General features: G+C 44.2%; 13 protein-coding genes. 4 read left to right on the top strand and 9 right to left on the bottom strand.

The features are described from left to right. Positions 1-14: 14 nt before the first annotated feature. On the bottom strand, positions 15-896 hold the full coding sequence (locus ACRD7A_RS08055; protein ID WP_430810767.1) for a M23 family metallopeptidase: 882 nt from the start codon (positions 894-896) through the stop codon (positions 15-17). Positions 897-1,310: 414 nt separating this feature from the next. On the opposite strand from ACRD7A_RS08055, the gene ACRD7A_RS08050 reads away from it, so the two are divergent. Beyond that, positions 1,311-1,526 (top strand): hypothetical protein, encoded by a 216-nt coding sequence (locus ACRD7A_RS08050; protein ID WP_430810768.1) that lies wholly within the window; start codon positions 1,311-1,313, stop codon positions 1,524-1,526. A 156-nt stretch (positions 1,527-1,682) separates the two neighbouring features. Then, entirely contained in the window at positions 1,683-3,080 is a 1,398-nt protein-coding gene (locus ACRD7A_RS08045; protein ID WP_430810769.1) for a GAF domain-containing sensor histidine kinase, read from the top strand. A gap of 59 nt (positions 3,081-3,139) precedes the next feature. Here ACRD7A_RS08045 and ACRD7A_RS08040 read toward each other — a convergent pair whose 3' ends face one another. Further along, positions 3,140-4,357, bottom strand: a complete 1,218-nt coding sequence (locus tag ACRD7A_RS08040) for an alanine dehydrogenase (RefSeq protein ID WP_430810770.1) — start codon at positions 4,355-4,357, stop codon at positions 3,140-3,142. Positions 4,358-4,463: 106 nt separating this feature from the next. Further along, positions 4,464-4,886: a tRNA (adenosine(37)-N6)-threonylcarbamoyltransferase complex ATPase subunit type 1 TsaE gene (tsaE, locus tag ACRD7A_RS08035; protein ID WP_430810771.1), complete on the bottom strand. Its 423-nt coding sequence runs from the start codon at positions 4,884-4,886 to the stop codon at positions 4,464-4,466. Positions 4,887-5,091: 205 nt separating this feature from the next. On the opposite strand from tsaE, the gene ACRD7A_RS08030 reads away from it, so the two are divergent. Further along, entirely contained in the window at positions 5,092-7,317 is a 2,226-nt protein-coding gene (locus tag ACRD7A_RS08030; RefSeq protein WP_430810772.1) for an APC family permease, read from the top strand. Between the two features lie 58 nt (positions 7,318-7,375). Further along, positions 7,376-7,951 carry a hypothetical protein gene (locus ACRD7A_RS08025; RefSeq protein ID WP_430810773.1) on the top strand — a complete coding sequence of 192 codons (576 nt, stop codon included), beginning with the start codon at positions 7,376-7,378 and terminating at the stop codon, positions 7,949-7,951. 91 nt (positions 7,952-8,042) lie between these two features. On the opposite strand, the gene ACRD7A_RS08020 is transcribed toward ACRD7A_RS08025, so the two are convergent. The 6 genes from ACRD7A_RS08020 to ACRD7A_RS07995 form a co-directional block, all read right to left on the bottom strand. Beyond that, on the bottom strand, positions 8,043-8,291 hold the full coding sequence (locus tag ACRD7A_RS08020) for a NifU family protein (RefSeq protein WP_430810774.1): 249 nt from the start codon (positions 8,289-8,291) through the stop codon (positions 8,043-8,045). A gap of 3 nt (positions 8,292-8,294) precedes the next feature. Next, complete coding sequence (locus ACRD7A_RS08015; protein WP_430810775.1) at positions 8,295-9,404, bottom strand: Mrp/NBP35 family ATP-binding protein; 1,110 nt, start codon at positions 9,402-9,404, stop codon at positions 8,295-8,297. A 93-nt stretch (positions 9,405-9,497) separates the two neighbouring features. Then, on the bottom strand, positions 9,498-9,830 hold the full coding sequence (locus tag ACRD7A_RS08010) for an MGMT family protein (RefSeq protein WP_430810776.1): 333 nt from the start codon (positions 9,828-9,830) through the stop codon (positions 9,498-9,500). A 6-nt stretch (positions 9,831-9,836) separates the two neighbouring features. Beyond that, positions 9,837-10,622 (bottom strand): tRNA (guanosine(46)-N7)-methyltransferase TrmB, encoded by a 786-nt coding sequence (gene trmB, locus ACRD7A_RS08005; protein ID WP_430810777.1) that lies wholly within the window; start codon positions 10,620-10,622, stop codon positions 9,837-9,839. Positions 10,623-10,628: 6 nt separating this feature from the next. Then, a complete protein-coding gene (locus ACRD7A_RS08000; RefSeq protein WP_430810778.1) occupies positions 10,629-11,120 on the bottom strand; it encodes a gliding motility lipoprotein GldH in 492 nt (163 codons plus the stop codon). After that, complete coding sequence (locus ACRD7A_RS07995) at positions 11,098-12,369, bottom strand: PSP1 domain-containing protein (protein ID WP_430810779.1); 1,272 nt, start codon at positions 12,367-12,369, stop codon at positions 11,098-11,100. The genes ACRD7A_RS08000 and ACRD7A_RS07995 overlap by 23 nt, the downstream gene beginning before the upstream one ends. Between the last annotated feature and the right edge of the window lie 31 nt (positions 12,370-12,400).

The raw sequence follows: 12,400 nt of genomic DNA, 5'->3' as shown, positions 1-12,400 counted from the left end.
GTGTATTTCAATCCTTATTCAAAAGCTATGTACTGCTCTGCATCCAAGGGCACCCCATTGTGCCAGAGCTCAAAATGGAGGTGTGGACCAGTGGTTAACTCGCCCGAGTTACCCACGTTGGCAATGGCCTCGCCCGCCTGTACTTTATCGCCCATGCTTTTCAGCAGGCTTTCGTTATGTTTGTAGAGTGATATGAGATTGTTGGCGTGTTGTATCTGAATAACATAGCCTGTTTCTACGGTCCATCCGGTAAAAATAACAGTACCATCCATGATGGCGCTGACACGGCTTCCGGGCGTGGCCACAATGTCTACACCATAATGTCCTTGTGTTTCGCCAAACTTATTTATTACAACTCCTTTAAGCGGGGTGAATAAAAAGCTGTGCTCCAGTTCGAATTTGGCACCTTTGTTATCAAATACGGCCAGGTTAAATTTTTCTTCTTTCTCAACCTGCTCGCGAAAAAGAGAGTCTTGTTCCGATTTTTTGAACACCACGTTATTTTTGGTGCTTTGTCCTTGGGCGTCCTCTACATCTTCGGGCAGGGCTCCACTAGGCACTTCACCGGCCATTATGGCGCGTATGTCTCGAAAGAAATTGTCGCGTCGCTCAATCTCAAGTATTAAGCTGTCAACGCGCTGCGAGTTTTGAATAATTAGGCGGCGCTGCTGACCATCGGGGTAGCCCGGTATATATTCTCGTAAGCCGGTAAAGGCAATTAAAAAAATGACCATTACCACTAACAGCACAAGGCTTACTCCCACGATTGTAAACACATTGAGGCGCGATAGGCGCATGCCAAAAACTTCTTCGTACGTTTGTTCATTAAATATGGCTAATCGATACTTGTGTCGTAATTTATCAACTAGTTTTATTCCTTTTTCTTCCGTTGCCATCAGTATAAAAATTCAGTTGAGCAAAGGTAAAAATTCTCATTAGAATTAAGGTATTAAGCGGTGTCAAACCTGATTTTATTAAACGTAATGATGATCGCAAGCTTGTTTTTGACTTGTATTCTCAGGGCAATATTTGATTAGTCATTAAAAACGGGCTATTCACAAGGGTTACGTGCATTTCGTAACCCGGAAAATGGCTTTGGACAATAGGAAATGGCTGCTCGTGGAATTGGCCTGAAATACTTTGGCAAGCTCTGTGACGGCATCTATTTTTGCCATTGGTAAAAGCACTTGTTGTAGTGTTACTACGATCAGGTTTAGTAAGGGGAACGGTACAAAACTAAACGTGGTTATGAGTGCTATTCCAATTCGACATTGAATAGGGAGAAATAGTAAAATATAAAGGAAAGAATTATGGTTTTTAATTTAATTGTGGCATTTGGCGAAATTCGAACCCATCAGAAGGTAGCTGGAATTGAGTTTCCCCGTAAAAACGAATTACAAGTAAATTTTAAAGATACATTTGCCGATCTGGTGATTCCTATATCGCCGGAGATGGATCATCACTTACTGTTAGGGATTTTTTATGATTATCTGAATCAGCCCGAAAGTCGATTGGCCATTGCCTAGGATTGCGATGAATAATTAATCAATGCTGGGCTGTCTGTTTGTGCTTAACCAGTCTTTTTTTATTGGGCAGAACAGGGCATCAAACGTTTAAAGTAAACCATTTGTCAAAAAAATGTTTAACGGTCCCGTCTTTTTCTGTACTTTAAAAACCTTATAATGAACGAAGGTATGCAGTTGAAGAACTTGTTTTTTAACAAAAAGTCACTCTTAAGGCGATTTAAAAGAGTCGCTCCGATAATTCATGATATTGTTACGCCCGTTAATCGGCATATTGGTCAGGCCTATTTCGATGCTGCAGCTCTTCAGTTATGCAGGCTTGTAGAGGCCGACTATATTATTATTGCGCGTTATCTGCCCGATGAGAACGCGGTTGAATCCATTGCTTTTACTGATGGTAAAAAGGTTTTGGATAAAGCGCATTACAGCTTGAAAAATACGCCGTGTGAAAATGTGATTGGTAAAAATTCCTGTCGCATAAGTGTGGATGCCTGGAAGCAGTTTCCTAGTGATAGCCTGATTGGTGAGCATAAGATTGAAGGTTACATTGGTATTCCACTCTTTAATGCCGGCTATCAGCCCAATGGAATTTTTATTGCGTTGTACAAAAAGCCGTTGAAAGATGCCAAAGTGGTGGAGTCGCTGGCCTATATGTTTACGCCTCGGATGAGTAGTGAAATAGAGCACCTGAAGGCCAAGGAGGAGTTGAGTGTTCGAAATAAAGAGCTGGAGATAACGCATTTGACGTTAAAACGAAAGAATGACGAACTGGATGTGTCGCTTCAAAAACTCAGCGAGGCACAGCAAAAATCCAGAGAGAATGATCACCTTAAATCTACTTTTTTAGCCAACCTGAGTCACGAGATAAGGACGCCCATGAATGTGATTCTTGGTTTCTCTGAATTGCTGCGGACAGAATCACTGAGCCGGGAAGAGCGGGAGGAGTATATTGGTATTATTAATCTTAATGGCATGCAGTTACTTAAGGTTATGGATAACCTGATCGATATTTCTAAATTGCAGACACGTTTGATTCAGGAAGGTCCCAAGCGTTTTCGATTGAATGAACTGCTTGAAAATATGCTGATGCATTATATGCGTGAGGTGAAACTGATGCAAAAGCCCATTAAGCTTTATTTGGAAAAGGGCTTTGAAGATGAAGACGACGATATAATAACTGATCAGCAGGGACTTCTTAAGGTGCTTAATCATTTACTTGATAACGCGGTTAAATACACGGCTGAGGGATGGATTAAGTTTGGGTATACTCTATCGGATGATCGCCTGTTGTTTTATGTGAGAGACACAGGAAGGGGAGTGCCGCAGGGGCAGGAGGAAATTATCTTTGATATGTTCAGACAGGTCTCAACCTCCCATACACGAGAGTTTGGAGGCAACGGTTTAGGGCTTGCCATATCGCAGAAATACATCGATACGCTGGGGGGTGAAATATGGCTGGATACTGCCTACTCAGGGGGAGCGCAGTTTTGTTTTGTCATCCCTTTTCAGAAAACCCGCAAACGTGGTGAAAGCGTATCAAAAACAACACTGATGTGAATGGTTAATTGGTGTGGAATTTTCAAAACTTAATACTATTCTCTAGCCAATCCCCGGTTTTAAAATGCAGCCATTAACAATCCAATATCTTTGTAGGGGAGGTTAAAATGACGGCCGATATGACTATTGGTTAATATTCCTTTGTACAGATACATGCCATGACTCAGTCCTACATCTTCCTTAATAAGATGATGGACTCCGCCAGCTTCGCCAAGCCGCAATATGATTGGAGCAAAAATATTACTTAAGGCAATGGATGATGTGCGCGATACCCGCGAAGCAACGTTGGGCACACAGTAGTGAATAATGCCATGCCGGATATATACCGGGTCATCTAGGTTGGTGCAGCGGCTTGTCTCAAAGCACCCGCCTTCATCCATGCTCAGATCGATGATGATGGAGCCCTTTTTCATTTGCGCCACCTGCTCTTCTGTGATAATAAAGGCACGTCCCGGCTGTAAATAGCGCAGATTACCTAAAACGGCATCGGCACTTTGTAAGGCTTTACTTAGTGCCTGCGGATGAAGTACCGAAGTAAATATTCGTTGACCTACATTACGCTCCAACTCGCGCAGGTCGTGGTAGGAGTTATCAAACACCTTTACGGAGGCGCCCAGCCCTATGGCAGCCTTGGCAGCATATTCAGCTGCGGTGCCGGCTCCCAGTATCACCAGCTCGGAGGGCGAAATACCCGTAACACCCCCCAGTAAAACACCTTTGCCGTTATGTGCCTTACTTAGGTATTCACCGGCTACCATTACGGCTGTGGTACCTTCAATTTCGCTCATGCTGCGTATTACCGGGTAACAGCCATTGTCATCTTTCAGAAGTTCAAAGGCAATGGCGTTTAGGCGTCGGTCAAGCATTTTTTGAATGGAGCTGCGCGATTGGTTATGCAGGTTGAGTAAGGAGATGATGAGTTGATTGGGACTGAGCTGTTCGAGCTCATCATTGGTAAGAGATGAAACCTTAAGGATAATGTCAGCTTTTAATGCTGCTGATTTCTGACTGACTATTTGTGCTCCGCACTCTGCAAAGTCATGATCGAAATAATGGGCTCTGTCACCTGCACCCGTTTCAAAAATTACGGTGTGTCCATTGGCAACTAACAATTCCACGCCTTGAGGAGTCAGCGCCACGCGATTCTCGAACTGCGAAGTTTCCTTGGGGATGCCAATGGACAGCTTTTTTTTGGGCCTGCCTACTTCAAGCATTTCTTCGCGTGGCAGTAAATTGGCCTGACCCAGCGGAAAATAAGAGGTTTTGTCACCCATCATAGTTGTTTGTTTACCGGCTCCGAACGGGATTAAGCGCGTGGCTTTGGCTATTCGGATAATATAGTGGCATGAAGATAGTAAAAAAATGGTGAAGTTATTGAGTGTCTTACTTCTTCTCCACTAAAATTTGTCGCCTTCCATCTTCCATTTCATCAATACGCAGCTCCAGGCGTCCATCCGGCAGGAGTGAAGCAATTTTCTCTGGCCATTCAATCATGCAATGGTGCCCCGAATACAGATAGTCTTCGTATCCCATGTCGTAGGCTTCCGATTCTTCTTTTAATCGATAAAAATCAAAATGATAGACGATGCGATCGTCCGTGCGGTGATATTCATTGACAATGGCAAAACTGGGGCTGTTCACCGTATCTTCAACCGCCAGGCTTTTGCACAAGGCCTTGATAAATGTGGTTTTGCCAACCCCCATAGGACCGTAAAAGGCCATTACCCTGTCATCTTTGTATTTCGCTAAAAAGTCGGCTGCTACAGCATCTATCTTATCCAGCGAGTCAATGTAAAATGTATCCATCGTGCATAATGTGTTAGAGTGACAAAAATAAACGAAGCGTTTAAATTATCAATCCTTGTATTGCTTGTTTGTATCGTCTTTTTGCCTAATAAAATTAATGAATGTTATTGAAATAATTCCTATTTTTATTTTTGTATAGGTGATGTCCACTTTCGATTTATTGATGATGGGAAAACGCCTTATTATGTTTTAGCAATCGTTATTTATGCGTTCACACAAGGGAAAAAAGGGATTTGGCACCGCACCGGTATTTTTTACGGCCATCTCTACTATTTTGGGTGCTATTTTATTTCTTCGTTTTGGTATGGCTGTTGGTAATTTGGGCTTTTACGGAGCTTTGGGTATTGTTGTACTAGGTCATATGATAACCATACCAACGGCATTGGCCATATCAGAAATTGCTACCAATACACGTGTTGAGGGAGGAGGAGAGTATTTTATTATATCCCGGTCGTTTGGATTAAATATTGGTGCCACCATTGGGATTGCTCTTTTTTTCTCGCAGGCTATCAGTGTGGCCTTCTATGTGATTGCTCTTACTGAGGCCTTTGAGCCCTTGTTTAACTGGGTGAATAGTCGTTTTGCCTTGTATTTGCCGCGTCAGGTGATTAGCGTGCCGGCATTGTTGGTACTGGCTTTTATCGTGCTCAAAAAGGGTTCTGATATGGGTGTAAAGACGCTCTATTTTGTGGTTGCCATTTTGTTTATTTCCATCACAATGTTTTTTCTGGGGCAAACCGATTTTCTTGCCAGCGGAGATCCGGGCGCTAACTTTGTGTTTTCGAACCGGAATCAGTTTTTTGTTTGGTTTGCCATCTGTTTCCCAGCCTTCACCGGTATGACAGCCGGCGTTGGTTTAAGCGGTGATCTTAAAAATCCGAAGAAATCAATACCTCGCGGTACACTGTGGGGCACGCTGATCGGAATGCTTATTTATGTGTTTATCATTTATAAATTTTCTGTTTCGCAATCTCCTGAGGACCTAAGTGAGTCACAACTGGCCATGGTGAATGTGGCTGTGTTGGGAGCCATTGTCATACCTTTAGGATTGGGTGCTTCTACTATTTCATCGGCCATTGGTTCGGTACTGGTTGCTCCGCGCACCATTCAGGCACTTGCCATCGACCGGAGCTTTCCAGGCAGGCGCTTTAATCATTGGCTGGCAAAGGGTAAGGGCGACGAGAACGAGCCTTATAATGCTACCTTGCTCACCATCGGTATTGCCCTTGTATTTGTTTTAATGGGGGAAGTTGATTTTGTGGCGCGCATCATCTCCATGTTTTTTATGATTACCTATGGATCTTTGTGTCTTATTTCCTTTTTAAATCACTTTGGTGCTTCCCCATCTTATCGTCCGCAGTTTAAATCGCATTGGGGCATCTCCCTCATCGGCTTCCTCCTTTCGGTATGGATCATGTTTAAAATAGATGCGGTTTATACCATCGTGGCTTATGTTTTTATTACTCTTTTGTACATTTATCTTAACCATATTCATAAGGAGCGGGGTGGACTGCAAAAGATATTCTTAGGTGCCTTGTTTCAGTTAAGCCGGCGTATTCAGCTTTACCTGCAAAAAAACAGAAGCCGTAATGCCGATGACGAGGAATGGCGGCCGGCAGCCATTTGTATCTCTTCTAACTCATTTACACACAGTAAGGTGTTTGATTTGATGAAGTGGATATCCTACAAACATGGCTTTGGTACATATTTTCACTTTCTGAAAGGCTACTACTCAAAAAATACTCATGCTGAGGCAAGGGTGATTGTGGATAAGTTAATTGGTGAGCATCACGATGACGAAAGTAGCTTATTTGTTGATTGCATGATATCGCCTTCCTACACCACAGCTATTGCGCAGGCTATTCAGAGCCCTAGTATCAGTGGTATGGAGAATAATATGATTGTGTTTGAATATCGTCGCAACGAGCCGGACGCAATAGAGGCAATACTGGATAATATTAGCCTTACGCGAGCCGGCGATTATGATGTATGCGTATTTTCCGATGCCAATAAAAATACACGTTTTAAAAATGGTATTCATATTTGGATTCGTCCCATCGATATTTTAAACGCCAACTTGATGATACTGCTGGGTTTTATTATTCTGGCTCATCCCGATTGGAAAAAGGGGTTTGTAAAAATATTTAGCATCTGCAATAAAGAAGAAGTGAAAGCTATGCGTCAGCAGTTGCGTGAGTTGGTGCAAACAGGACGCCTGCCCATCACGCTTTCCAATATCGAAATTATACCGCAAGATGAAACTACTTCGGTGAAGCACCTGATAAAAGAGCGATCGGGCGGCGCCGGTCTGACGATTATCGGTTTCCGCGAAGAACAGACCAAGCATTCAGGATCTGATGTGTTTGTGGGTTATGAGGATATGGGTGACATTTTGTTTGTCAATGCTAACCGCAAGCAGACCATTGAATAGCTGTAGGGATGTTGTTCTGTGAAAATGTATTTATTAATCAGATGTAAACTCGAATATTATGACAAAAATCCGATTAGAATTTGAGAAGTTGACCATTCATCGCCCCAAAGAGCGTTGGAAACTGTACTTCGTTATTGTGGCAGAACATCCTACTGAAGCGGATAAAATGGTAATTACCACTTTACCTACAAGTGATATTATTCGCCTGCGCCCATCACAGGGTAATGTGCTTCATTTTGAGCCTAAGGGCGAGAGTACTGATGGCTTTTTTGTGCTTGAGCGTGATATGCCGGCCGACCGTCGGATGAGCGTGCGTGTGTACCTGCGGCATACCCGCAAAAGTGTGCGCGATACCGGCGAAATGTTGGGTGAGATACAAAAGGAACTGGGTAGCGACGCTGTGGGTGTTGTTACAGATGTGCTGGGGCTTACAGGTGCTCCGTGGCTGGTGGTATCTAAATATGCGCTGGGCGCTATTGGTAAGATTTTGCGTAAAGTTAAAGACAAAGATTTTGGCTTTGTGAGTATGGATGAGGAGTTTGGTGATGAATTTGAGACACAAACTGAGCTGGATCGTGAAAACACTTTTTCAAGTGGTGAAGCAACTATTGTTCGGAGCTGGTCGGCCGAGTGAAAAACGATTTAAGGAACGGTTCTCTATCAGGTTACACATGCAAAGAGCCGTTCCTTAAGTATCTAATTAATAGAAGCTACAAAGCTTACTGTTAGTTTTCTACCGCTACCACTTCGGTAATTTGAGGCACTGATTTTTTCACCACCATTTCCACACCACCTTTCAGGGTTTGCATGCTTAGTGGGCATCCATCACATGATCCTTCAAGGCGCACTTTCACTACATAATCATCGGTGATGTCGATAAGACTTATATCGCCACCATCTCCTTTAAGGTAAGGACGAATTTCCTCCAAAGCTGCCTCAACCTGCTGGAGTACCTGTGCTTTATCTTCTCCCATGGCTTATTTGTTTTTAATTTCTACAATTTTTGTTTTGGGCATGGAGGCATTGCGCTGTTCCACCTGCACCACTACTTTTTCAGCCAAATTGGCAAAGGCAATGCCGGTCATGGATTGCTCATTTAAGGCAGCGGGCTCGCCGGCATCGCCACCCTCGCGAATGCTTTGCACCAGTGGGATTTGTCCCAGTAACGGAATGCCCATTTTATGGGCCAGCTTGCTTCCGCCATCCTTTCCAAAAATGTAATATTTATTATCTGGTAATTCCGCCGGTGTAAACCATGCCATGTTTTCTATCAGGCCAAGTACCGGTACCTGTATATTTTTGCTTTGGAACATGCTAACGCCTTTAACCGCATCGGCCAGCGCTACATTTTGAGGTGTAGATACGATGACAGCACCCGTAATACCAATGGTTTGAACTATAGTAAGGTGAATGTCGCTTGTTCCCGGGGGCAGATCTATGAGCAAGTAATCGAGTTCGCCCCAGTTGCCATCGTTGATTAACTGTCGGATGGCATTAGTAGCCATAGCGCCTCGCCAGATAAGTGCATCATCGGGGTTTACAAAATAGCCGATGCTTAACATCTTAACGCCATACTTCTCAACGGGAAGAATCTTGTCTTTGCCGTCAATTTTTTCTAAGACTGGCCGGGCATCCTCTGTTTGAAACATAATGGGCACCGAAGGGCCGTATATGTCGGCATCAAGCAGTCCTACCGCATATCCGGCCTTGGCCAGTGCCACCGCCAGGTTAGAGGTGACAGTTGATTTGCCAACACCGCCTTTGCCCGAGGCTACAGCAATAATATTTTTTACGCCGGGCAGTGCTTGTGTCTCCACCGGTTTTTGCTTAGGTTTTACTTTTACGTAAATGTTTCCTTCAATATCAGCAGCGTCATCCACGTAGGTTTTAATAGCTTGCACGCAGGCCTTTTTCAAAGCACTTACCATGGGGTCGTTAGCCCGTTCAAACAACAGGCTAAAGCTGATGCGCTTGCCGTCAATACGAAGGTCGTCTTCTACCATTCCCAGCGACACAATATCTTTCCCTTTGCCCGGATGCACTACGTGCTTAAGGGCGTCTAATATGAGATTTGGATAGTACTCCATTGCTTATCTTTATTTAAACCTTGTAAAAATTAGACTCAAAAGTATAAAAAAAAAGAGAAATTGCTTTCTCTTTAGGTTTGTATTATAGATGCTTTACAGCAATTCCAGTGATGGATCCCAGAATACATCTGCAAAGTTGATGATTTGATTATCTTTCACTAAGACGCCTTCGTTGGTCAATAACTCTTTCATGGTTTCACCGCCGGGGAAATGGTGCTTGCCGGTGAGCAACCCCTTACTGTTGACCACGCGGTGAGCTGGCACAAAACGGTGCCAGCTGCCACATTTATTCATGGCCCAACCCACCATGCGAGCGCCCCGTGTGCTGCCCAAATACCTGGCAATAGCGCCATAGCTTGTTACCCTGCCATGTGGAATTAGTTCCGCAACCTGATACACGCGATGGAAGAAGTCTGAATTGGCCATGCTGTTTTATTTTCCCTTGCGGCGGGCATCAGCATGACGTGTGAGTGACGCTTTTACCTTAACACCCCTGCCGGCGCTGTGATAATCATCAAAGTCAATTTCTATCTCGGGCTCTATCCAATTATCACGATCATCCAGATGAAACTGAAGGTATTTGATAGATAAGCCATGGTTGATCCACTTGGATTCGTAATAGGTTTGAATGGATAGGATGGGGTCATTGTAGCCCGAACCATATAAATCCGTTTCGTTAACTTCTACCGGCAGTTGGTTTTCTTTTACCATGGCAGCCGTATAGGTATATAGAAAATGTGAATCGGTTTTCAGGTGTATTAATCCACCGGGTTTTAGAAATTGCTTGTACAGTTGAAGAAAGCGCGTGGACGACAGGCGCTTATTGACCTTTTTCATTTGTGGATCGGGAAAAGTCAGCCATATCTCATCCACTTCATTCTCGGCAAAGAACGCTGTGATGAATTCGATGCGTGTGCGCACAAAGGCCACATTCTTCAGGCCCTTATCTTTGGCATCGGTAGCCCCACGATGCATGCGTGCTCCTTTAATATCAATTCCGATAAAATTCTTATCCGGAAAAAGTTCGGCGAGGCCAACTGTATATTCGCCTTTTCCGCATCCTAACTCCAACACTATCGGATTGTTATTTTTAAAAAATGACTGGTGCCATTTCCCTTTCTGAAAAAAGGATTCACCTTTTAGGTCGCTATAATCAGCTTCAAATACATGATCATAAGTTGCCATCTCGGCAAACTTCTTCAACTTATTCTTTCCCACTTTAACTTATTCTTTTGCAGCTTCGGCTTCTTCTATTCGTAAGCCAATGTTGTGTATGCCTTTAATATCAATATCGCGCATGCCTTGTACAATACGAAAGGTGTATTGCCCGGTTTCCGCAAATTTCACATTCGTCTGATAGGGCACCTGTACATGAAACAGGTCACCCCATCCGGCTCCCAGCCATCGCCCTGCATCGTCGGCCAGGCGACACTCCAACTTATCCTGCACGACCTGTCCCGATGGACTGATGACATCGATAAAGAGCCACAGGTTGCTGTTGGGGTAGTTAGAACGGTTGCGCACATTAACAATCACATTGTATTGCTGCGCAGCACTTTCAATATCCACCTTAAATACTGCCATTGAGTCAAGATTCCATCCGCCTGCCGGTATGGTTACATACTCATCAAACACAGCTTTCTGATCGCAGCTTGCGAAGGTAATAAGACCCACCACAAGCGTTATGATGAGACTACTGTTTCTTATTTTGCCCATTGCCCCCTTGTTGTTTACGTTGATTATTGGGTTTATAGCGACGCTTGGGTTTGTTGCCCGATGCTTTGTTGCCATTGCGTGATTGTGCTGTGGCTCCCTGCTGTTTCTTATCACCTTGCTTTGGTGCTTGTTTTTTTTCTTGCTGCGGATTATTGCGCCGTTTGCCGGGACGGCGTTTTTTTCGTTTCTGCTCGTCAAAACGCGTAAGGCTGTCCTGTGCAATTACGTTGTCGTAGGTGGGTTCACTCACCGCCAGCTTAGGTGCATCATTCACCAGTTTATCAACTTTTTTTCCTTTCCGGTTGAGGCGAATCACTTCTTTTACGCGATCTACCGATACGGTAACAATACCCGCCGGTATATCCTTGTCGGTACTGTACTGCATGGTACCTGAGAAGATGTCGGTTTTGAAATGGTAATAGCTGCCATCCACTGTTTCCAGCACAATATTGGTTTTCGGAAAGTTTTGCTGAGCATCGATATAGGCATCCAGTTCGTAGTTGAGACAGCACTTTAGCTTCCCACACTGTCCGGCCAGTTTTTGCGGATTTAGGGAAATTTCCTGATAGCGTGCAGCGTTGGTGGTGACCGATACAAAATTGGTCATCCAGGTAGAGCAGCACAGCTCACGTCCGCAGGGGCCAATACCGCCGATACGACCGGCTTCCTGACGAGCTCCGATCTGACGCATCTCAATGCGCACCCGAAAGGTTTCGGCCAGTACCTTAATGAGCTGACGGAAATCAACACGCTCATCGGCAATGTAATAAAAGATGGCCTTTGTTTTATCGCCCTGATACTCTACATCACCAATCTTCATATTCAGTTTCAGGCGTTCGGCTATGCGACGCGACTCCAGCATGGTCTCGTGCTCCAGCTTATGCGCCTCTTCCCATTTTTCAATGTCAGCAGCCTTGGCTTTACGGTAAACACGCTTAAATTCAAAAGTATCAAGGTTGATATTGTGCTTCTTCATTTGTAACAGAACCAGTTCGCCGGTGAGGGTAACGGTGCCGATGTCGTGGCCGGGCGAGGCCTCAACGGCTACAATATCGCCTTTTTGAATTCGTAAGGCATTGCTGTTACGGTAGTAGCCTTTACGTGTATTTTTAAATTGCACCTCTACAATATCGGTACTGTTGATGCTGTCGGGCAGATCCTCCAGCCAGTCGTAAACATTCAGTTTACCACAGCGGCTTGAGCAATTGGAGCAGCCCTTTTTTTCTGTATCTTGAATAACTTCTTCCATATATAAAAAAATAAAAGGCTCTGTGGCCTTG

The organism is Carboxylicivirga longa (assembly GCF_050589825.1).
GTDB classification, from domain to species: Bacteria; Bacteroidota; Bacteroidia; order Bacteroidales; family Marinilabiliaceae; genus Carboxylicivirga; species Carboxylicivirga longa.
This window is presented reverse-complemented; position numbering and strand designations above follow the sequence as displayed.